The sequence below is a fragment of the Ensifer sp. LBL genome (assembly GCF_050435225.1).
Taxonomy (GTDB): Bacteria; Pseudomonadota; Alphaproteobacteria; order Rhizobiales; family Rhizobiaceae; genus Ensifer.
Genome location: NZ_JBNDJY010000001.1, coordinates 454257 through 473691, shown reverse-complemented (window position 1 = coordinate 473691; position 19435 = coordinate 454257). Strand labels below are relative to the sequence as shown.

At 63.4% G+C, this 19435-nt stretch carries 21 protein-coding genes and 2 tRNA genes; 9 read left to right on the top strand and 14 right to left on the bottom strand.

Translation table 11 applies throughout. The annotated features are described in order from the left end of the window. Window positions 1–101: 101 nt before the first annotated feature. Complete coding sequence (locus OKW20_RS02375; RefSeq protein ID WP_429169964.1) at window positions 102–485, bottom strand: hypothetical protein; 384 nt, start codon at window positions 483–485, stop codon at window positions 102–104. Window positions 486–753: 268 nt separating this feature from the next. Here OKW20_RS02375 and OKW20_RS02370 point away from each other — a divergent pair, with 268 nt between their 5' ends. Next, the gene (locus tag OKW20_RS02370) at window positions 754–1662 is read left to right on the top strand and encodes a DUF1499 domain-containing protein (RefSeq protein ID WP_429169962.1); all 909 of its coding nucleotides are present in this window, start codon (window positions 754–756) and stop codon (window positions 1660–1662) included. Window positions 1663–1711: 49 nt separating this feature from the next. Here OKW20_RS02370 and OKW20_RS02365 read toward each other — a convergent pair whose 3' ends face one another. The 4 genes from OKW20_RS02365 to OKW20_RS02350 are packed head-to-tail and all read right to left on the bottom strand — an operon-like array spanning window position 1712 to window position 3985. Then, on the bottom strand, window positions 1712–2281 hold the full coding sequence (locus OKW20_RS02365; protein ID WP_429169960.1) for a DUF4166 domain-containing protein: 570 nt from the start codon (window positions 2279–2281) through the stop codon (window positions 1712–1714). Window positions 2282–2292: 11 nt separating this feature from the next. Then, the gene (locus tag OKW20_RS02360) at window positions 2293–2745 is read right to left on the bottom strand and encodes a thiol-disulfide oxidoreductase DCC family protein (protein ID WP_429169957.1); all 453 of its coding nucleotides are present in this window, start codon (window positions 2743–2745) and stop codon (window positions 2293–2295) included. A gap of 2 nt (window positions 2746–2747) precedes the next feature. Further along, complete coding sequence (locus OKW20_RS02355) at window positions 2748–3671, bottom strand: MBL fold metallo-hydrolase (RefSeq protein ID WP_429169954.1); 924 nt, start codon at window positions 3669–3671, stop codon at window positions 2748–2750. A gap of 17 nt (window positions 3672–3688) precedes the next feature. Next, window positions 3689–3985 (bottom strand): cupin domain-containing protein, encoded by a 297-nt coding sequence (locus OKW20_RS02350; protein WP_043616738.1) that lies wholly within the window; start codon window positions 3983–3985, stop codon window positions 3689–3691. 203 nt (window positions 3986–4188) lie between these two features. On the opposite strand from OKW20_RS02350, the gene OKW20_RS02345 reads away from it, so the two are divergent. Continuing rightward, window positions 4189–4263: transfer RNA gene (locus tag OKW20_RS02345), tRNA-Gln, on the top strand. Window positions 4264–4388: 125 nt separating this feature from the next. Further along, window positions 4389–4571, top strand: coding sequence for a YegP family protein (locus OKW20_RS02340; protein ID WP_043616741.1), 183 nt, complete (start codon window positions 4389–4391; stop codon window positions 4569–4571). Window positions 4572–4635: 64 nt separating this feature from the next. Here OKW20_RS02340 and OKW20_RS02335 read toward each other — a convergent pair whose 3' ends face one another. Further along, entirely contained in the window at window positions 4636–5073 is a 438-nt protein-coding gene (locus OKW20_RS02335; protein WP_034801335.1) for a hypothetical protein, read from the bottom strand. 317 nt (window positions 5074–5390) lie between these two features. Between OKW20_RS02335 and OKW20_RS02330 the strand changes: the two genes are divergently transcribed. Further along, window positions 5391–5467 (top strand) — tRNA-Pro (locus OKW20_RS02330). A 206-nt stretch (window positions 5468–5673) separates the two neighbouring features. On the opposite strand, the gene OKW20_RS02325 is transcribed toward OKW20_RS02330, so the two are convergent. Then, window positions 5674–6606 (bottom strand): ribose-phosphate pyrophosphokinase, encoded by a 933-nt coding sequence (locus tag OKW20_RS02325; protein WP_429169951.1) that lies wholly within the window; start codon window positions 6604–6606, stop codon window positions 5674–5676. Window positions 6607–6873: 267 nt separating this feature from the next. On the opposite strand from OKW20_RS02325, the gene OKW20_RS02320 reads away from it, so the two are divergent. Then, window positions 6874–7287 (top strand): hypothetical protein, encoded by a 414-nt coding sequence (locus tag OKW20_RS02320; protein WP_429171125.1) that lies wholly within the window; start codon window positions 6874–6876, stop codon window positions 7285–7287. Between the two features lie 84 nt (window positions 7288–7371). Here the strand turns inward: OKW20_RS02320 and OKW20_RS02315 are convergent, their stop codons facing one another. After that, window positions 7372–7545, bottom strand: a complete 174-nt coding sequence (locus OKW20_RS02315) for a hypothetical protein (RefSeq protein WP_192447550.1) — start codon at window positions 7543–7545, stop codon at window positions 7372–7374. Window positions 7546–7753: 208 nt separating this feature from the next. Here OKW20_RS02315 and OKW20_RS02310 point away from each other — a divergent pair, with 208 nt between their 5' ends. Beyond that, a complete protein-coding gene (locus tag OKW20_RS02310) occupies window positions 7754–8713 on the top strand; it encodes a bile acid:sodium symporter family protein (protein ID WP_429169948.1) in 960 nt (319 codons plus the stop codon). A 417-nt stretch (window positions 8714–9130) separates the two neighbouring features. Then, on the top strand, window positions 9131–9274 hold the full coding sequence (locus OKW20_RS02305) for a hypothetical protein (RefSeq protein ID WP_089045238.1): 144 nt from the start codon (window positions 9131–9133) through the stop codon (window positions 9272–9274). 137 nt (window positions 9275–9411) lie between these two features. Here OKW20_RS02305 and cysN read toward each other — a convergent pair whose 3' ends face one another. From cysN to OKW20_RS02285, 4 genes are all read right to left on the bottom strand, one after another. Then, the gene (gene cysN / locus OKW20_RS02300; protein ID WP_429169945.1) at window positions 9412–10923 is read right to left on the bottom strand and encodes a sulfate adenylyltransferase subunit CysN; all 1512 of its coding nucleotides are present in this window, start codon (window positions 10921–10923) and stop codon (window positions 9412–9414) included. Further along, entirely contained in the window at window positions 10923–11876 is a 954-nt protein-coding gene (cysD, locus tag OKW20_RS02295) for a sulfate adenylyltransferase subunit CysD (protein WP_043616754.1), read from the bottom strand. Before cysD ends, cysN begins: the two co-directional genes overlap by 1 nt. Window positions 11877–11919: 43 nt before the next feature. Further along, complete coding sequence (locus OKW20_RS02290; RefSeq protein WP_429112785.1) at window positions 11920–12678, bottom strand: phosphoadenylyl-sulfate reductase; 759 nt, start codon at window positions 12676–12678, stop codon at window positions 11920–11922. A 247-nt stretch (window positions 12679–12925) separates the two neighbouring features. Continuing rightward, the gene (locus OKW20_RS02285) at window positions 12926–14839 is read right to left on the bottom strand and encodes a HAMP domain-containing methyl-accepting chemotaxis protein (protein ID WP_429169942.1); all 1914 of its coding nucleotides are present in this window, start codon (window positions 14837–14839) and stop codon (window positions 12926–12928) included. A 392-nt stretch (window positions 14840–15231) separates the two neighbouring features. Here OKW20_RS02285 and OKW20_RS02280 point away from each other — a divergent pair, with 392 nt between their 5' ends. Both OKW20_RS02280 and OKW20_RS02275 read left to right on the top strand, forming a co-directional pair. After that, window positions 15232–15621: a DUF6152 family protein gene (locus OKW20_RS02280; protein WP_192447544.1), complete on the top strand. Its 390-nt coding sequence runs from the start codon at window positions 15232–15234 to the stop codon at window positions 15619–15621. After that, window positions 15618–16100, top strand: a complete 483-nt coding sequence (locus tag OKW20_RS02275; protein WP_429169939.1) for a DUF6644 family protein — start codon at window positions 15618–15620, stop codon at window positions 16098–16100. Before OKW20_RS02280 ends, OKW20_RS02275 begins: the two co-directional genes overlap by 4 nt. Before the next feature lie 4 nt (window positions 16101–16104). On the opposite strand, the gene betA is transcribed toward OKW20_RS02275, so the two are convergent. Both betA and betB read right to left on the bottom strand, forming a co-directional pair. After that, window positions 16105–17754: a choline dehydrogenase gene (gene betA / locus OKW20_RS02270; RefSeq protein ID WP_429169936.1), complete on the bottom strand. Its 1650-nt coding sequence runs from the start codon at window positions 17752–17754 to the stop codon at window positions 16105–16107. A gap of 217 nt (window positions 17755–17971) precedes the next feature. Continuing rightward, complete coding sequence (gene betB, locus OKW20_RS02265) at window positions 17972–19435, bottom strand: betaine-aldehyde dehydrogenase (RefSeq protein ID WP_429169933.1); 1464 nt, start codon at window positions 19433–19435, stop codon at window positions 17972–17974.

The following is a 19435-nucleotide window of genomic DNA, read 5'->3' as shown; positions in this document are numbered from 1 at the left end:
CCTGGTCGTGCTTGCGCAGCCTGTGAAAAGCCTTCCCGGCAGCTCGCGAACGCGCCGGGCTCAAGTCGGACGATCCATTTTTCCCTGTGCGGGCAGCCGCGTTACATGCGTTCGAGCACGCCGACAAAGGACTCTGCAAAGCGCTCGAGGTCGCGCGTGCTGTCGCTCGGATGTTCGATGCGGACGGCCCGGCCCTGTTCGTCGAGGCAGGCAAACAGGATCGAAGCATCGCCTCCCATGTCAGCCATACGGAGCACGGCGATGCTCCGGCAATCTTCGATCAGATCGCAGGCGGGTAGGGCAAAGAGAAACTCGCCGCCGGCGTTGTCTGCGACCGTGCGGACGAAGCTGGTGAAATCGGCATTGTTGCCGGAAAAACCATCGAGGGAGAGTTCGAGCTCAAGGAGCCCCATGGGGATGCCGCCGTCTCCGGCCGGAAGGGCAGAGGGGGTGGCGATGGCCACGGCTGCTTGCGATGCGCCCATTGTCGGTTCTCCGTCGATTGCCGAGCGCTCTCGTTTGATGCCGCGCGCCGGCCGTTGCCTCCGATTGAAACGCCGCGCGCCCTTCGAATCCCGGGCGCGCGGGCACATTCCCATGTGTTGATAGGTGGTTAACGAGAATGGCGATTTTGCGGCGAAGCATAAGGGAGGCCCGGCGCGCGGTGTCGGACTGCCGCATTGCCTGTTTCCTCGGCACGGGGCATGGTCTAAGAATGCGGTCTGTTTCGCGGCAGGGAATTGATTCAACTACATGATGGTCCGGTATGAGCGCCCCTATTCCTTTGCCGCCCATTGGGCGCGCCGCTTCGCCCGTGTCTCCTTCCTGCTCTTTGTGCTCTCGCTGCTGGCGCATCGCTTCGGACCGCTGACGACGCCGCATTTCCTCGCCCTTATCGGTCTGGCCGGCATCTTTGCCCTGTTGGGCGTGCTGTTCGCCGTCGTCGGGCTGGCGCGCCTGTGGCAGGTTGCGGCGATCGGTGGTCTGGCGTCTGCTGCAGCCCTTGTCTATGCCGCGCCGGCGCTTGGCTTCATCGGCTATGGCGTCGTCCGGTATCTGACCCGCCCGGAGATCTACGACGTCAGCACGGATACCGTGACGCCGCCGCCGTGGCTCAAGGTGCCGCAGGCGGAGGAGAGCTGGCTGAAGCGCAAGGCGGCGGTAACGCCTCAGGACCGCGAAGCACAGATCCTCGCCTATCCGGCCCTGACCGGCCGGCGCTACGATGGTGCGCTCGACCGCGTCTATCAGGGCGTGCGCAATGTCATCGAACAGAACCGGGTCGGCATCACCGAGGAGCTTGGGGTCGAGAATGCCCGCGCCGATCTGGAGGATCTCGCAGTGCGGCCGAATGCGGGCGCGGACACGAACGCCGAGCCGGAAAACGTACCCGTTCCGGCGGCGCGTCCGGAGATGGCTCTCGAAGGCGCGATTGCCGGCCGCCGCGCCAGCGATGTCGTGCTGCAGGGCGAATGGCGCACGCTGATTGCCGGCTTCCGCTTCGATGTGTTGATCCGGCTGCGTGAAGAGGCGGAGACCACCTTCGTCGACCTGCGGGTCGCCTCGCGCTACGGGCCTCATGATCTCGGCATGGGCGCCGCCTTCGCCGACCAATTCCTGCGCGGGCTCGATGCCGAGCTGCTGGGCATTGCCGGAGACTGAGCGGCCGAAAGCCCGCCAGAAAACATCATTCGTTTGCGAGCGCTTCGTCCTACAGGTCGTCCGTCGGCTCGCCCGCTGGTCGTAGCCAGCCGCGATAATGCACGATCAGACCGGTTAACGGGCTTTCGACCTCCACGTGGAAATGAAACAGGCCGTCGCGATCTTCCTCGAAAGTCCGGCCACCGGGTGCAAACAGCAGAGGGAGTGGAAGGCCGAGGAAGGACCAGGCGCGCACCGAAAGGTGCAGGCGGTTTCCCCTGGGCTCCAGCGCGCAGAGGACGCGGAACGGTCCGAAATCTTCCGCGAGCAGTTCCTCGTTCCGCCGTTTGGCCCCTTGTTGCGAACTGCGCAGGACTTTCCCGCCAAAGCGGCGGGTCCAGACTTCCCGACCCTTGCCGCATGCGAAGTGGATTTCGACCGGAACGTCCGCGCCGGCGCGGGGAAAGCCGAGGATTGAGGCGACAAGTCGCGCTCCTATCGAGGTGCCGCGCTCGATGACCGCGCGCCCGCGAAAGGTGGCATGCCCTTCTGGCCGGTCATGCAGGGCGCGGATCGATGCGGGCACGTCGTCCCACCGCCGGCCAAGGATCTGGCGGTAGAGGCTTTGCTCATGGGTCATGTCCGCCGTCGTCATGCGATGAAGCGTCGGCGCTCCTCGGGCGTCGGCGCCATGCAGTTCTGGCTGCGGCCGGCGATGCGGTAGCGGTTTCTCGCCACGAGATCATAGAGCGGATCGCGAAGGGCAGCGGGCAGGATCCGGAAAATGTTGGCGAGCGACCACGGCAGGCCCAGGCGCGCAAGCGTGCGGATCGACCCGTCGGACTTGAAGCGGGCGACGCCGTCCTCGATCAGCATGTTGCTCTCGAAACGGACGGTATCGAGCCCGTAGTGTCGGTAGAGCGCCTGACCAAGCGGCGACTGGGCGGTGAGGTAGCGATATTGTGCCTGCCGGTCATGGCGAAGCAGGAAGCGCACCCAGCCGGAACAGAAGATGCATTCGCCGTCGAAGACGATTACCGGCTTGTCGTCGGCAAAGGCGGGCACGGAAGCATCGTTGCGATAGCTGTAGGCCTCGCGCCGCATGATCAGCCGGCTCCGCCGGGCGCCAGCCGGTAGGCGCCGAGAAGCGAGGGTGGGCCATCGGTCTCGATCCGCCCCTGCTCGATCAGGTCTTCGAGATGGGCGAGCACCGAAAGTGCAGCCGCCCCATGCAGCCGCACGTCGGTGGAGGCATAGATGACCTTGACCATGTCGAGGATATGGCTGTCACCGGCGCGGATGCGTTCGAGCACGGCGCGCTCGCGCATCTTTCGATGGGCGCGCAGGCCCCGCAGGAAAGAGGCCGGCTCGCTTACCGGCCCGCCGTGGCCGGGCAGGTAGAGATGCTCCTCGCGGGAAAGCAGCTTTTCAAGCGAGGCCATGTAATCCGCCATCGCGCCATCCGGCGGCGCGACGATCGTCGTCGCCCAGGCCATGACATGGTCGGCGGAAAAGAGAATACCGGTGCCATCGAGCGCGAAGGCCATGTGGTTGGCCGTATGGCCGGGCGTGGCAAGCCCCGTCAAGCTCCAGCCGTCACCCTCGATACGCCCGCCGTCGGCAAGTACGAGATCGGGGACGAATTCCATGTCCGAACTCTCGGCGAAGGGATTGCTCTCGCCCGCATGCAAGGGACGGGCGGAGCGGTGTGGGCCTTCGCCGACGATCACCGCACCTGTGGCAGCCTTCAGCCGGCGCGCCAGCGGCGAGTGGTCGCGATGCGTGTGGCTGACGGCGATATGGGTGACCTCGCGGCCGGCCAGCGCCGTCATCAGCGCCTGGAAATGTGTCTCGTCATCGGGACCGGGATCGATGACGGCAACGGAGCGCTTGCCGACGATGTAGCTGTTGGTTCCGTGAAAGGTGAAGGGACCGGGATTGTTGACGGTGATGCGCTGCACGTCGTCGGCGACCGTCACGGCCTCGCCATGGGCCGGCTTGAAATCGAGATCGAAATCCGGGCCCTGCATGCGTCTCTTCCTGGATTTCACTTGTATTCGATCTCGATGAACGACATCGGCTCGGCTCCGGCATTGACGACATTGTGCGCCACGCCCGCCTCACGGCGGTAGGCGGCCCCCTTGGCGATGTCGACCCGGCGGCTGCCCGCCTCTTCCTCGAGCAGGAACTGGCAGTCGGTCATCGGCACCACCACATAGCCGAGCCCATGCACATGGTGACCGGTGTCGGCCCCAGGCTCGAAATCCCAACGGGTGACCCTGACGACTGCGTCGTCGACGAGAACGGTTGGAACGGCAGGGGGGCGGGCGCGAAACTGGCTCATGAAATTCTCCATCTGCCGGGACAATAGGAGGTGCGGCCAGCGAAGGGAAGGGTACATCCGGTACCCGCCGTGACTACCGTTCTGCGTCGTCGCCAACAAATCCGCCGAAAATTCAACTTAGTGCCAACTTAGTGATTGTGACGGGCGGCGAGCTTTGATAATCAGGCGCTCGATTTGGCGGACGTATTGTCCCGTCAATCCGTTGGGGCGTCGCCAAGCGGTAAGGCACCGGTTTTTGGTACCGGCATTCCCAGGTTCGAATCCTGGCGCCCCAGCCACATTTCTCCAGGCAGTCAATCTATTGGGCGGGCGAGGGCGCGCGCCGGATTTGCATGCACTCTTGTCAAGTCATCTTGCAACTGACACGCTAGTTTCGTTGATTCCAACATGTGTGAGGGAGAAGATGGCTCACAAATTCGAAATCTACAAAGACAAGGCTGGCGAGTTTCGCGTTCGCTTCAAGTACAACAGCGAAATCATGTTCTCGACCGAGGGCTACAAGACCAAGGCCAGCGCGCAGAACGCCATCGACTCGATCAAGAAGAACGGTCCCGACGCACCCGTCGAGGACAACAGCAACGGCTGAGTTCGACGCAATCCCCTAGAAAAAAACCCGCCGATTTTCACCGGCGGGTTTTTTGTTTGTTGCCTTAGCCTGCGGTTGCCGCCGGCTTGGTCTGGGCCGGAGCGCCGAGGAACTCTTCGCACCAGCTCGGGCCCTCGGCGCGCTTGCGGTCGCCGGCAATGTGGATCGAGCGGATGACGTAGTCGGACGAGACGGTCAGCTGCACGGCGCAGCTCAGATATTCGGTGCGCGCCGAGGAAATGCGCTTGCCGCGCTTGCCGTCCTTGGTGGTTTCGTACTGTGCCGGGATCTTGCGGGTCTTGTAGCCGCCCTTCCAGCTATAGACCGTGGAGCTGCCGCTTTCGACGTCGGAGATCGGCGGACCGTATTGGGCGAAGAAGCCGCCGGCCGGCTGGCCGAGCCAACGGGCTTCGACCGCGTTCCTGGAAATCCCCGTTCCGGTCGTCGTGCAGCCGGCGAGCACGAGCGCGAGGCCCGCCACCGTCATCATGCGGAAGTTCATGTTTCTGCCCCTTTGGCTCTCGTTCTGAAATAGGCATGGCGCGCAAACCCGTGTCCCCTGGTTTTCCGCGCTTTCCGTTGAGCCTCTAGCGCCAAAAGAGACGAAAGGAAATGCACGCAACGGCTCCTGTTCCAGGAAATTATGAAGCGTTGCAGAAAGTCCCTATCGCGCGGTCTGCCGGGCGCTGTCGGCGCAGACAAGGGCCATTCTCCGCCTCCGTTTTCCACCGTCACAAATTTTTTGAGAAAGGCGCGATGTTTTTCGAGATAGGCGCTTGTGAAATCAAAATGCCTGTTCTATAGAGGCGCCGCTGGTCACGGAGTGTAGCGCAGTCTGGTAGCGCACCACGTTCGGGACGTGGGGGTCGCAAGTTCGAATCTTGCCACTCCGACCAGCCAAATCAATTGCTTAGTCGATCTTTCCCGAAATATGCGCCAGCGCGCGGATCGACTGCAGGCCGCTTCAATCATCACCGTTGGAACGTATTCGCCGCCTGTGCCGCGTGTTTCTGTGGTTTCGGACGCAAGGGCAGATTGCGTCCTTTTTGATCGGCAAGCGCCGGCTGGCCAACCAAAACGGCCTTGCACGGTTTTGCGTCAGTCAGTTGAAAAGGCTTGAAACGCTTTGCTCGCGGGCGGTGCGGGCGAGGGCCTCGCCCAGCAGCGGCGCAACGGTGATCCGGCGGATATTGGCGGTCTGGCGCTGCGCATCGGTGTCCTGAATGGAATCGGTCAGCACCAGTTCCTTGAGGTTGCTGGCACCAATGCGCTCGCAGGCGCCCCTGGAGAGCACGCCATGGGTGATAAATGCCGAGACCTCTCGTGCACCCGCCTCCAGCAATGCGTCAGCCGCATTGATCAAGGTCCCACCGCTATCGATGATGTCGTCGATCAAAAGGCAGGTCTTCCCGGAGACGTCACCAATGATGTTCATGACCTCCGACACGCCGGCGCGGGGGCGCCTCTTGTCGACGATCGCAAGATCGGTGCCAATGCGCTTGGCGATGCCGCGCGCCCGTGCCACGCCGCCCACATCTGGCGAAACGACCATGAGATTTCCGACGTCGTAGCGCTCCTTGATATCGCGCGTCATCACCGGCGCCGAATAAAGGTTGTCGGTCGGTATATCGAAAAAGCCCTGAATCTGATCCGTGTGCAGATCCAGCGTCACAACCCGATTGACACCCGCACCGGCGATCATGTTGGCGACCAGCTTTGCTGAAATCGGCGTGCGGCCAGTGGCCCGGCGGTCCTGGCGGGCATAGCCGAAGTAGGGGATGACCGCAGTGATCCGGCGCGCAGACGAACGGCGCAGCGTATCGGTCAGGATCAGGAGCTCCATGAGGTTGGCGTCGGCGGGCGTGCTCGTCGACTGGAGGATATAGACGTCCTCGCCGCGCACGTTCTCGTGGAGCTGAACGTTGACTTCCTGGTCGGCGAAGCGCTCGACCGTACAGTCCGTGAGGGGAAGATTGAGGTATCTGGCAATGGCTTCGGCAAGGGCGCGGTTGGAGTTACCGGTCACCAGCTTCATGAGCGCAATCCTGTGTCAGGGAGCCTTCGAGCCAGCTTTAGAGCCTCGCTGACGGATTCACAACCAGCGCGGCACATTTTTGTGACGCACCCGGTTTGGGTTGACGGTGATGGCTCTTCCCGTTGCTGCAGTCCGGTGCCGTTCGTCGCCCCTTCCAAGCCGTTGGTCGAATAGAGGTGTATTTGCAGCCGGCTCGCTCTGTCGGTCCAGCGGCGAAGTCTCTAGCGTTCCGCCATTCGATGCTGACGACGAGGAACGGACATGTCGATCAAACACCTATCCATTGCGGCGGTTCTGCTGGTGGCCGGCCATTCGGGGGCGGCGGCGCAGAGCTGCGAGAAGAATTTCAAGGCAAACGGCGTGCCGCTGGTGACGCCTGTTTTCTATAAGACCTGGCAGGAGTTCCCGAAGCTGAAGCCCGATACCGCCCTTCAGCGCATGGCGCGTGGCGTCGCGGCGGAAGGCTTTTCCGGGATCGAGATCAACAAGGCACTCGGCACCATCGAGGCCTATCAGGATACCGCCGGTTCCGGACGCCTGCAGACATTGCGGGTCGTCGCCCGCAAACGCGGTTCAGGCACGCGGGTTGATGCGATGTTTGATATTCAGGTGGGACAGGTGGCCACCAAGCAGGTGGTGCAGGAAGGCCTCTGCAACATCATCCGGTCCGCGACCGAATAGGGACACCCCGCGCACGCCGCCTGGCGTGCGCGGATAAACGAGTTTGCGTGCCGTCAATCGGCCCTGGAGCGCTCGGTAGGCCGGTCAGCCCTGCTTTTCGAGCGCCTTTAGCGCAGTTTGGGCAACGGCCTGCGCCTGCAGCATCGAGGTGAAATTGCCCTGTGCGGGGTAGGTGACGCCGCGATGCTTGATGACGAAGCACCATTTGCCGTTCTGGCGCTTTTCCACCGTCACGCTCGTTTCCGGCTGGTTCGTCATCGTCGTCTCCCTCAAGATCCCGTGCTTTCGCTGTCTTGATCTGCCTGATATCCCCAGGACGTGGTCGCTGTCCATATGCGTCGCGTTTATGTCGGTTTCTCCGGTTTCATCGACACAAAGTTGCGGCAGGTGGCGTTTTTTGTTCGAAGCGTGTTGAAGCCGCCCGCGGGCGGACCTAGACAGCGGCCATCACGTAAGGAGTAAGATTTTGAAGGCCGTCGCATCGTTTTCCCAGTTTGTCGGACGCACATTCGCGCTCTGGGTCATTGTTTTCGCCATTCTCGGGTTCGTCTTCCCGGATATTTTCAAGCAGATCACGCCCTATATCGTCACCCTGCTCGGCATCATCATGTTCGGCATGGGCTTGACCATTTCGCTCGACGACTTCAAGGAAGTCGCCAAGCGTCCGTTTGAGGTCGGTATCGGCGTGGTCTCGCAGTTCCTCATCATGCCGTTGCTCGCGGTTCTGCTGACGGCCGTCATCCCGATGTCGCCGGAGGTGGCTGCCGGCGTGATCCTCGTCGGTTGCTGCCCGGGCGGAACCTCGAGCAATGTCATGACCTATCTCTCCAAGGGCGATGTCGCACTGTCGGTCGCCTGCACCAGCGTCACCACGCTGCTTGCGCCGATCGTCACGCCGTTCATCGTCTGGACATTTGCGAGCCAATATCTGCCTGTCGATGCGACCGCGATGTTCATGAGCATCGTCAAGGTGGTATTGCTGCCGCTGGCGCTGGGCTTTTTCCTGCAGAAGCTTTTGCCGGGTCTGGTCAAGGCGGCGGTGCCTGCGCTGCCGCTCGTCAGCGTCGCCGGCATCGTCTTGATCGTTGCGGCCGTCGTCGGCGCCAGCAAGGGCGCGATCGCCAGCTCCGGGCTGCTGATCTTCGCCGTTGTCGCCCTGCACAATGGCCTCGGCTATCTCCTGGGCTTCTTCGCCGCCAAGGCGGCTGGGCTGTCACTTGCCAAGCGCAAGGCGATCGCCATTGAGGTTGGTATGCAGAACAGTGGCCTCGGCGCGGCCCTCGCCAATACCTATTTTTCGCCGGTGGCAGCGGTACCGAGCGCGATCTTCAGCGTATGGCACAACATTTCCGGTGCGCTCCTTGCCAATTATTTCGCAAGCCGCACGGAAGACGAAACGACCGAACCGGTGGTCAGCACCCGCTGACTTGGCATTGAAGACGTGACAGCAGGAGAGGGCCCGCAGCGGCCCTTTTTTGTTTGGCCTACCGCACCTGACCGTCAGGCGGACTGTCCCACGACGTTCGGAAACGGTGAAACAGCCCTGTCGATCCTCATGATCGATGCGCCAAATTACGAATGCGAAACCGGATTGGAAGGCTCGGTTGTGGCGACCTCGTGCCAAGGTGAAGCATTCGTCAGTTCTGTCCCTGAATGGGACAGTCTCGTGCATGCGGACAAGCTTCGAAGACGGCGGCCGAACGCTTGCGCCCGACAGCGTAACGTCGTCGGTGAAAGCGTTATCGTTCACATGGAAACACGGCGTTCATCAAACGGTGTCTTATCAGTGTGAACAATAGGGGCGATATTTCCATCAACACTTGTCTTTGCCCGAGAGGCCCGGATGTTGAAGGAACCGATTTTCACCTTTCGCGAGATCGCCATTTGGTCCGCCATCCTTGGCAGCGTCGTCGGCTACCAGCTCTGGCAGCATGCGGATCCTGCGCCGCTGACGATCACTCTGCCCGCGATCGAGCAGCAGCTTTGAGGCGATGGCGCCGGTAGGTGCTACGCCGCCGGCACGTCATAGAAAGGCGCGCCGGCAGTGATCGCCGACGGATCTCAACCGCCCAAGTAAACAAAAAAGGGGGCCGTTCGGCCCCCTTTTGCTGTGTGTGATGTCGCTCAACCGTCGATGTCGTCGATGATCTCGACGGCGCGGCCGGCGCTCACGCGTCGGACTTCCGCTTCCTCGCGGCGGCCGGCGAAGAGTTCGGTCGCCATCAGCTGGTCGGCAAGGTCGGCCGGCAGCGAGAGGATGACGCGGGCATCTTCCGTGTGGATGCCGCCGAGCGCCGAGCGCTTGGCGGTGATCATCCCGCCGGCCACCGTGTTGTTGGTGTCCGGATCGATCAGGATGAAGGCGCCGGTGGTGCGGTTCTGCTCGTAGCTGTCGAAGATCGCCTGCTCGTCGAAGGCGAGGTGCACCTTGCCGATGGCGTTCATCGGCAGCTGGTCGGCCTGGTTCCACTTGCCGGTCTGCAGATCGAGCTGGCTTGCCGGCTGCACCTGGACGCGCTGGCGGCGGCTGCCGCTCTTCAGCCAGTAGCGCTTGCCGGGCTGGATGCCCTCGGCCTGCAGCGCGACCAGCTGGGCGTCGAAGGAAAGGCCCGTCAGCGGCTGGCTGTCGATCGCCACGATCATGTCGCCGCGCGAGACGTCCACCTGACGGTCGAGCACGAGCGTGATCGCGTCGCCAGCCACCGCCGCGTTGCGCACCAGGTCGAAGGTGACGATCTTGGTGACGTTGGCGACCATGCCCGAGGGCAGGATGACGACACTGTCGCCGGGCTTGACCGAGCCGCCGGCAACCGTGCCCTGATAGCCGCGGAAGCTTTCGCCCGGACGCGAGACGCGCTGCACCGGCAGGCGGAAACCGACGGTCTGGGCCGAACGGGTCGTCGCCAGTTCCAGGACTTCGATCAGCGTCGGGCCGTCATACCAGGGCATGGAGGCGCGGCCGTCATAGACGACGTTCTCGCCCTTCAGCGCCGAGACCGGAATGGCGGTGACCTGGCGTACGCCGAGCGACAGCGCCAGTTCGCGGAACTCGTGGCTGATCTCTTCGAAGCGGGCGCGGTCGTAGTCGGTCAGGTCGATCTTGTTGACCGCGAGCACGAACTGCTTGATGCCCATCAGCGTCGCGATCGTCGCGTGCCGACGGGTCTGTTCAAGCAGGCCGACGCGAGCATCGACGAGCAGCACGGCGAGGTCGGCGGTCGAGGCGCCGGTTGCCATGTTGCGGGTGTATTGCTCGTGGCCGGGCGTGTCGGCGACGATGAAGGAGCGCTTGTCGGTCGAGAAATAGCGATAGGCGACGTCGATTGTGATGCCCTGTTCGCGCTCCGCCTGGAGGCCGTCGAGCAGCAGCGCGAAATCGGGCAGGCCGAGGTCGTTCTGCTTGCCTTTGGAATCGCGCTGCAGCGTTGCCGCCTGGTCTTCCTTGACCGCCTTGGTGTCCCAGAGCAGGCGGCCGATCAGCGTCGACTTGCCGTCGTCGACCGAGCCGCAGGTGATAAGCCGAAGCGGGCGGCTGTCACGGGTGGCGCGCGCCGGCTCCTGCGCCGGAAAGGCCAGAACCTCGCCGGCTTGAGCGTGCTCAACGGCATTCGCGGTTGCGGTTGCGGTTGCGGTCATCAGAAATATCCTTCGCGCTTCTTCTTTTCCATCGAGCCGGACTGGTCACGGTCGATGGCGCGGCCCTGGCGTTCGGAAACGGTCGCGGTTTCGAGTTCGGAGATGATGTCGTCGAGCGTCGTCGCGTTCGAGCGGATAGCGCCGGTCAGCGGGAAGCAGCCGAGCGTGCGGAAGCGGATCACTTCCTCGCGCTTGGTCTCGCCCGGCAGGAGTTCGAGGCGCGGATCTTCGGCGAGGATCATCATGCCGTCGCGTTCGACGATCGGGCGCTTCTCGGCAAAATAGAGCGGCACGATCGGAATGTCCTCGGCCTGGATGTAGCGCCAGATGTCGACTTCGGTCCAGTTGGACAGCGGGAAGGCGCGCACGCTCTCACCCTTGCGGATCATGCCGTTGTAGACGTTCCACAGTTCCGGGCGCTGGTTGCGCGGATCCCAGCGATGATCCGGCGTGCGGAAGGAGTAGATGCGCTCCTTGGCGCGGCTCGCCTCTTCGTCGCGACGCGCGCCGCCGAAGGCTGCGTCGAACTGGCCGGCGTCGAGCGCCTGGCGCAGCGCCTCGGTCTTCATGATGTCGGTATAGAGCGCCGAGCCGTGGGTGAAGGGTGTAACGTTCTCGGCGGCACCGCGCGGATTGACGTGCTCGATCAGGTCGAGGTCGTAGCGCTCGACGATCTCGTTGCGGAACGCGATCATCTCGGCGAACTTCCAGCCGGTGTTGACGTGCAGCAGCGGGAAGGGCACGCGGCCGGGATAGAAGGCCTTGCGCGCCAGATGCAGCAGCACGGAAGAATCCTTGCCGATCGAATAGAGCATGACCGGGCGTTCGAACTCGGCGGCCACTTCGCGGAAGATGTGGATCGCTTCGTTTTCCAGTGCCTTCAGATGCGGATCGAGCGGCGGCTTGGCGCTCTGCGGGTTATGCAGTTCCGTTTCCGGATGGATATGGGGCATTTCAGTCTCCGGGAGGATTTGTCTTGGGACGGGCGCGCCAGCTTCAGGCGGCGCTGCTCGAATTGGGGATGATGGAGCTTGCGGCGGCTTCCGGAACGTGCAGACCACATTCGCGCTTCTCGTCGTTCTCCCACCACCAACGGCCGGCGCGCTCGGGCTCGCCGGGCTTGATGGCGCGGGTGCAGGGCTCACAGCCGATCGACGGATAGCCGCGGGCGTGCAGCGGGTTGACCGGAACAGCATGGGTGGCGACGTAGCTGTTGATGGTCTCGATGTCCCAGTCGGCCAGCGGATTGATCTTGATCAGGCCGCGTTCGGCATCTGCCTCGGCAAAGGGCGTGGAGGCGCGGTTACCCGACTGACCGCGACGCAGGCCGGTGATCCAGAAGCTTGCCCCTTCGAGTGCGCGCGCAAGCGGCTTCAGCTTGCGCACGTCGCAACAGGCATGTCGTGCTTCGACGCTTTCGTAGAAGCCGTTGAGGCCGTAACGCGCTGCGTAAGCGTCGATGTCGGCCTTTTCCGGATGGTAGCGCTTGATCAGGATGTCGAAGGCTTCTTCCGTCTTGTCGATCAGCGCTGCGGTCTCATTGAAGAGGCGGCCGGTCTGAAGCGTAACGACATCGACGGAGAGCTTGTTCTTGCCGATCGCGGCGGTAATCACCTGGTCCTCGATGCCGAGCGAGGTCGTGAAGACCGCCCGCCCTTCAAGGCTTGCGACGAGCGCCAGCCGCCCGGCGAGATCGAGGCCTTCTAGCCTCTCGTTCAGTGCCTTGGCGGTGGTTTCGAGGGATGACGTGGTCATGGCTGCGTCCTGTTCCAACTTGGGCGGAATATCGCAGCCGAACAGGACAATGGACAGAAATAGCGGTTTCTAATGCTGTTTGTTTGGAGCAAATCTGCCTCTCAGATCGAAAGGCAGCGAAAAACCGAATATAGACTAGTAATTTACTAGATTTAATACTGTGCTGCTTGCGGCTGCTGGGTCGTAAAGAAGCAAAAGGCGCGAACCCTGCTGTCCGCGCCTCGCTGGTTGGCAATCGACCGGATCGTCAGAACTCCGCCCAGCCGTCCTCCTGTGGCCGCGCGCTGCCGCGATAGGCGCTTGCGAGCTTGCGGGTCAGGGCCCGTGCGGGCGAGGGGGCTGCACTTTCCGTGACAGCACTTGCCACGCGGCGCGGCGCGGCCGAAGCGCCGTTGCCGGTCCTGAAGCGCATCAGGAGGTCGTTCAGCGCGCCGGCCTCGCGGGCAAGACTGTGGCTGGCGGCGGTCGATTGCTCCACCATGGCCGCGTTCTGCTGCGTCCCCTGGTCGATGGCGTTCACCGCCGTGTTGATCTGCTGGATGCCGGCTGCCTGTTCGCGGGCGCTTTCGACGATCGCCGTTACGTGGCTGCTGATCTCCTTGACCTCGACGATGATGCTTTCGAGCGCGGCGCCGGTCTCGCGCACCAGAGTGACGCCGGATTTGACCTGCTGGCCGGATGTGGCGATCAGCACCTTGATCTCCTTGGCGGCCTGGGCCGAGCGTTGGGCGAGTTCGCGCACCTCCTGGGCGACGACGGCAAAGCCCTTGCCGGCTTCGCCGGCGCGGGCCGCCTCGACGCCGGCATTGAGCGCCAAGAGGTTTGTCTGGAAGGCGATATCGTCGATGACGCCGATGATGCTGGATATTTCCCGCGACGAGGCCTCGATGCCGCTCATGGCGGTGACGGCATTGCCGACGATCTCGCCAGATTTCTCCGCAGCACCACGGGTGCGGGTCACGAGCGTGCCCGCCTCTTCTGCGCGCCGGCTGGCATCGGCGACGGTGGTGGCGATCTGGTCGAGTGCGGCGGCGGTTTCCTCGACCGAGGCAGCCTGCTGTTCCGTGCGCTTGGAGAGGTCGCCCGCCGCCGAACGGATTTCGCTGGCGCCGGCATCGATGCTGCGGGCGTTCTCGCCGACCGAGCGCAGAGCATCCTCAAGGTTGGTGACGGAGCTGTTGAAATTGGTGCGCAGCGCGTCGAGCCGATCGGCAAGCGGCGTTTCGATCCGGAAGGTGAGGTCGCCTTCGGCAAGGCGATCGAGGCCAAAGCCAAGCGCACTGACCGCCGTCTGAACCTCCGCGGCCTCTTTCGCCTTCTGCGCTTCGCGCTGCTCGCGCTCGCGCTCCGACAGCGAACGGCCGGCCTCCGCCTCCTGCTCCAGCCGCTGGCGTTCCAACGCATTGTCGCGGAAGACGGCGACCGCGCCGGCCATCTGGCCGATCTCGTCGCGGCGCCCTTCGCCGAAGATCAGTGTCTTGAGATTGCCGGCGGCCAGCTGGCGCATGGCTTCGCGCAGCTTGGTCAGTGGGCGTAGCAGGCCGGCAATGACGAACCAGACGGTCGCGCCGAGCATAAGCAGGGCGAAACCGGCAATCACGCTTTGCCAGAGTGTGAGGTTGTTCTTCTCGGCCTTCGCCGCTTCGAGCTCGGCGTTGGCCTCCGAAAGCTGCAGCTTGATCAGGTCGCTGATCGGCGCAGCGAGCGGATCGACGGAGGAGTACAGTTTGCTATCGACGAAGCGTTCGAGTTCGGCCTTGTCCTGACGCTGCATGATCTGCACGAGATCGTGGATCGACGCATCGCTTGCGATGCGCGCCTTGTCGAAAATCTCGGTCAGCTTCTTCTCCTCGGGCGTCAGCCGCGTGGCTTCATAGGTGCGCCAGCGCGTGTCGATGGTTAAGAGCGCCAGGTCGATCGCCTTTGCTCCGGCCGCCCAGTCCAGGGCGCCGCTGCGAACCTTGTGGGTGGTGTCGACGATTTCGACCGCATACATGTCGGACACCGTTTTCAGATGATCGACCGGCAGCAACCGGTCGGCGACAATCGATTCGGTGCGTTTGGAGATGGAAGTCATCGCACTGAAGGCCGTGACGATCATGACCAGCATGGCGACGGCGAGCAGGGACAGACACACGAGCAGGCGTGCTTTGATTGTCATGAATAACGCTCCGCGGTTGCCCGCAAGGCAAATCATCCTCGGCCGATGCCGCGGGGATGGCCGCAAAGGCATCGGTAAGCGAGCTCGCCTTGGCAGGGGAGTGATGTCGATGATGGGATGGAGCACGCGATATTGCGCGGCGAAACTGCCGTCATGGCACGTTCGCCCAGCGTTCACTCCGTCTCATATAGACATAACAACCGGAGATTAAGAATGGCTAAATTTTAAGCTGTTCATGAATTCGACATGCAACTTTCGGTCACGGCGGTTATCACCGCGCCAGACAAGGTCGGCGCCCTTCTCTTCAAGAAGTGTTGAACGCTCAGCGCTTCCGTCAACGGCTGTTCAGGTCCAAGCTTGCGGCTCCCCGAGGCAAACGAAGGAGCAGGTCGATGCTGGATGCCATTTCACGCAGAGGTTTAGCTGGCGTTGTGATCGCCGCCGTGCTGGCCACCGGCGCTTATGCCCATCACGGCTGGTCGTGGGCCGAGGCCGACCAGATCGAGCTCAAGGGCACGATCCGCGAAATCTCCATGGCACCGCCGCATCCGACGCTTCAGGTCGAATCGACCACGGACGGGACGTGGCACGTCGAACTCGGCAATCCCCGCCAAACGGAACGTTCAGGCTTTATCGAGGGTTCGGCCAAAACTGGCGACGAGGTCGTTGTACTCGGCAATCGCTCGCTCGACCCGAACGAAAAGCGCATGAAGGCCGTGCGGATCACGGTCGCGGGCAAGACCTATGACATCTATCCGGAACGCATCCGGGCTGGGGGATGAGTCCGGCCGAGCTTGCCGAATGGGTCTCAGGCTGGCCGGTTGGGGCAGCACTCAGACGCTCGGCGCTGCTCTATCTCGTGGTCAATGCGGCCCACATCCTGGCGATCGGGCTCTTGATCGGCGCGATCGTGCCGCTCGACCTGCGGCTGCTGGGGCTCCTCGGACATGCGCCCGTCGACGTGCTCGGCCCGTTCCTTACGCGCGCCGCTGCCATCGGCCTCCTGCTGGCTGTCGCCACCGGGTTCTGCCTCTTCAGCGTCAGGCCCGCGGTCTATCTCGCCAATCCGGCATTTCTGGCGAAGCTCGCATTGCTGGCGCTTGGCGTCCTCAATGCGTTGTCGCTGCGCCTGGGTACGGCCTGGCGGACCGCCTTGGCGGGCGGCATGATAGCCCCCCGTCTGCGGCTGCAGGCGCTCGTTTCGCTGGCCCTCTGGCTCGCCGCAGTGCTCGCCGGCCGCTGGATCGGCTTCATCGGATAGCCGCTTACCGGTCGCTGACCTGCCAGCGCGGGTTGATCCAGGACTCCTGGTTGGAGCGGGCGAGCGGCTGCTTGCCCAGAATATGGTCGGCCGCTTTCTCCCCGGTCATGATCGAGGGGCTGTTCAAGTTGCCATAGGTCACGTGCGGGAAGATCGAGCTGTCGGCGACACGCAAGCCATCGACACCGATGACGCGGGTCTCGGGATCGACCACCGCCATCGGATCGTCCTTGGCGCCCATCCGGCAAGTGCCGCAGGGGTGGTAGGCGCTTTCCAGATGCTCGCGCAGGAACGCGTCGATCTGTTCGTCCGACTGGACGCTCTCGCCCGGCTGGATCTCCGGGCCGCGGTAGTGGTCGAAGGCCTTCTGGCCAAAAATCTCGCGGGTGAGGCGCACGCAGTGGCGGAACTTTTCCCAGTCCTCCGGGTGGCTCATATAGTTGAAGCGGATAACCGGATCGGCCATCGGATCGGAGGAACGCAGCGTGACGTTGCCGCGTGACTTCGACAGGTTGTAGCCGACATGCACCTGGAAGCCGTGCGTGTTGGCGGCAGCCTTGCCGTCATAGCTGATTGCCACCGGCAGGAAATGGTACTGGATATCCGGCTGCTTGACGCCGGGGGCCGAGCGCAGGAAGGCGCAGGCCTCGAACTGGTTGGAAATGCCGAGGCCCTTCTTGAAGAACAGCCACTGCGCACCGGCAACGCCCTGCCAGAACCAGGGCAGCCAGGAATAGAGCGACACCGGCTTGGTCGAGACCTGTTGGAAATAGAACTCCATATGGTCCTGCAGGTTTGCGCCGACACCCGGCCGGTCGACCTTCACCTCGATGCCCATGTCCTTCAGGTGCTGGGCCGGGCCGATGCCAGAGAGCATCAAGAGCTTCGGCGAGTTGAACGAGGAGGCCGACACGACCACCTCGCGGTTTGCCTTGACGATCTCGATCTTGCCGGCGCGCTCGATCTCGACTCCGGTCGCCCGACCGTTCTCGATGATGATGCGGCGGGCAAAGCAGCGCACGAGCGAGACGTTCTGGCGCTTCATCGCCGGCTTCAGATAGGCGTTCGCCGCCGACCAGCGCCGGCCCTGCCACACGGTCTGTTCCATCAGCCCGAAGCCTTCCTGCTTCGAGCCGTTGTAATCGTCGGTCACTTCGAAACCGGCCTGCTGTCCCGCCTCGATGAAGGCATGGAACAGCGGGTTGTGCACCGGCCCGCGCTTGACGTGCAGCGGTCCGTCGGTGCCGCGCCAGCCGGCTTCGCCGCCGTGACTGTTTTCCATACGCTTGAAATAGGGCAGCACGTCCGCGTAGGCCCAGCCGCGCGCGCCGAGGTCTTCCCAGCGATTGAAGTCCTCGGCATGGCCGCGCACATAGACGAGGCCGTTGATCGAGGAGGAGCCGCCGATCACCTTGCCGCGGGGTGCCGTGATGCGCCGGTTGTTGAGGTTCGGCTCCGGTTCGGAGAGGTAGCCCCAGTTGTAGCGCTTCATGCTCATCGGCCAGGCAAGCGCTGCCGGCATCTGGATGAAAGGGCCTGCATCCGTGCCGCCATATTCCAGCACCAAAACGGTATTCTTGCCGTCTTCCGAGAGACGATAGGCGAGCGCCGAGCCGGCGGAGCCGGAGCCGATGATGATGTAATCTGCCTGCATAAGCGTGGTCTTTCTTCTAGCTGGATGCCCCTCGGCACGCCTTCATCCGCGCGGTGAGGGGGCGCCCCTCATCCGCCTGCCGGCACCTTCTCCCCGCAAGCGGGGCGAAGGGACATTGCCGCATCCTCTTCTGCACTCTCAAACCGCTGGTGGGGCACGTCCCCTCTCCTCGCTTGCGGGGAGAGGGTTAGGGTGAGGGGCGGCCTTAGCCTCAATCTCAGTACGGCGCCTGCACCGGCCCCATGCCGACATAGACGGTCTTCAACTCGCTGTAGTGGTTGAGTGCTGCCACCGAATTTTCGCGGCCGAAACCGGACTGCTTCGAGCCGCCGAAGGGGATTTCCACCGGGCAGAGATTGTAGGTGTTGATCCAGAGCGTCCCGGCTTCGAGCTGGTCGACGACACGGTGCGCGCGGGTGATGTCGGCGGTGAAGACGCCGGCCGAAAGGCCGAACTCGGTCGCATTGGCGCGCTTGATCACCTCCGCCTCCTCGTCGAAATCGAGCACGCACATGACAGGCCCGAAGATCTCTTCGCGGGCGATCGTCATGTCGTCGGTGACGTCGGCAAAAACGGTCGGCTGGATATAGGTGCCTTCACTGTTGACGGCGTTCGGGATGCCGCCGCCGGTCACGAGGCGCGCGCCCTCGGCCTTGCCCTTCTCGATGTAGGAGAAGACCTTGTCGCGCTGCGGCGCCGAGACCATCGGCCCGAGTTGCGTCGCCTCGTCCATCGGGTCGCCGATGACGATCGCCTCGGTGCGGGCCTTCAGCCGCGTCAGGAACTGTTCCTTGATGCCCTTCTGCACGAAGACGCGTGTGCCGTTCGAGCAGACTTGGCCGGTCGAATAGAAATTGCCGAGCATGGCGCCACCGATGGCGCTTTCGAGATCGGCGTCGTCGAAGACGATCAGCGGCGACTTGCCGCCGAGTTCCATGGTGACGTGCTTGAGTTCGGCCGCGGCCGCACCGGCCACCTTCTTGCCGGTCGGAACCGAGCCGGTCAGCGACACCTTGGCGACGTCGGGATGGTTGACGAGCAGCGGGCCGGTCGTGCGGTCGCCCTGGATGACATTGTAGAGGCCCTTCGGCAGGCCGGCTTCGACGAGGATCTCGGCGATCTTCAGCGCGCCGAGCGGCGTGTTTTCCGAGGGCTTGAAGACCATGGCGTTGCCGGCGGCGAGCGCCGGTGCGCCCTTCCAGCAGGCGATCTGCTGCGGGTAATTCCAGGCGCCGATGCCGACGCAGACGCCGAGCGGCACGCGCTTGGTGTAGGCGAAGTCGCCGCCAAGCGGGATGTAGTCGCCGTTGAGCGCTGTGGCGATGACGCCGCCGAAGAACTCGAAACTGTCGGCGCCCGAGGTCGGGTCGGCGACGATCGTCTCCTGGATCGGCTTGCCGGTGTCGAGTGTTTCGAGTTCGGAGAGCTCGCGGTTGCGATCGCGCATGATCTCGGCGGCGCGCTTGAGGATACGGCCGCGGGCGGTCGGGCTCATCGCTGCCCATTCCGGCTGGGCGCGCTTTGCCGCCGCAATCGCCTTTTCGACGATCGCGGGCGTTGCCGCGTGCAGCCGCGCGATGACTTCGCCGGTCGCCGGATAGATGCTCTCGATGACGGTGCCTTCGATGTCCTCGACATATTCGCCGTCGATGAAGTGCGAGGCTTGCGGTTGGGCTTTCAT

Excerpts from the sequence above, each read along its gene's own strand:
- cysN (WP_429169945.1), bottom strand. The coding sequence starts at position 10,923 with ATGACCGCAACCGCAACCGCAACCGCGAATGCCGTTGAGCACGCTCAA.
- OKW20_RS02375 (WP_429169964.1), bottom strand. The coding sequence starts at position 485 with ATGGGCGCATCGCAAGCAGCCGTGGCCATCGCCACCCCCTCTGCCCTT.
- OKW20_RS02275 (WP_429169939.1), top strand. The coding sequence starts at position 15,618 with ATGAGTCCGGCCGAGCTTGCCGAATGGGTCTCAGGCTGGCCGGTTGGG.
- OKW20_RS02285 (WP_429169942.1), bottom strand. The coding sequence starts at position 14,839 with ATGACAATCAAAGCACGCCTGCTCGTGTGTCTGTCCCTGCTCGCCGTC.
- cysD (WP_043616754.1), bottom strand. The coding sequence starts at position 11,876 with ATGCCCCATATCCATCCGGAAACGGAACTGCATAACCCGCAGAGCGCC.
- OKW20_RS02335 (WP_034801335.1), bottom strand. The coding sequence starts at position 5,073 with ATGAACTTCCGCATGATGACGGTGGCGGGCCTCGCGCTCGTGCTCGCC.
- OKW20_RS02315 (WP_192447550.1), bottom strand. The coding sequence starts at position 7,545 with ATGACGAACCAGCCGGAAACGAGCGTGACGGTGGAAAAGCGCCAGAAC.
- OKW20_RS02305 (WP_089045238.1), top strand. The coding sequence starts at position 9,131 with ATGTTGAAGGAACCGATTTTCACCTTTCGCGAGATCGCCATTTGGTCC.
- OKW20_RS02365 (WP_429169960.1), bottom strand. The coding sequence starts at position 2,281 with ATGACCCATGAGCAAAGCCTCTACCGCCAGATCCTTGGCCGGCGGTGG.
- OKW20_RS02325 (WP_429169951.1), bottom strand. The coding sequence starts at position 6,606 with ATGAAGCTGGTGACCGGTAACTCCAACCGCGCCCTTGCCGAAGCCATT.
- OKW20_RS02360 (WP_429169957.1), bottom strand. The coding sequence starts at position 2,745 with ATGCGGCGCGAGGCCTACAGCTATCGCAACGATGCTTCCGTGCCCGCC.
- OKW20_RS02340 (WP_043616741.1), top strand. The coding sequence starts at position 4,389 with ATGGCTCACAAATTCGAAATCTACAAAGACAAGGCTGGCGAGTTTCGC.
- betA (WP_429169936.1), bottom strand. The coding sequence starts at position 17,754 with ATGCAGGCAGATTACATCATCATCGGCTCCGGCTCCGCCGGCTCGGCG.
- OKW20_RS02290 (WP_429112785.1), bottom strand. The coding sequence starts at position 12,678 with ATGACCACGTCATCCCTCGAAACCACCGCCAAGGCACTGAACGAGAGG.
- betB (WP_429169933.1), bottom strand. The coding sequence starts at position 19,435 with ATGAAAGCCCAACCGCAAGCCTCGCACTTCATCGACGGCGAATATGTC.
- OKW20_RS02370 (WP_429169962.1), top strand. The coding sequence starts at position 754 with ATGATGGTCCGGTATGAGCGCCCCTATTCCTTTGCCGCCCATTGGGCG.
- OKW20_RS02355 (WP_429169954.1), bottom strand. The coding sequence starts at position 3,671 with ATGCAGGGCCCGGATTTCGATCTCGATTTCAAGCCGGCCCATGGCGAG.
- OKW20_RS02280 (WP_192447544.1), top strand. The coding sequence starts at position 15,232 with ATGCTGGATGCCATTTCACGCAGAGGTTTAGCTGGCGTTGTGATCGCC.
- OKW20_RS02350 (WP_043616738.1), bottom strand. The coding sequence starts at position 3,985 with ATGAGCCAGTTTCGCGCCCGCCCCCCTGCCGTTCCAACCGTTCTCGTC.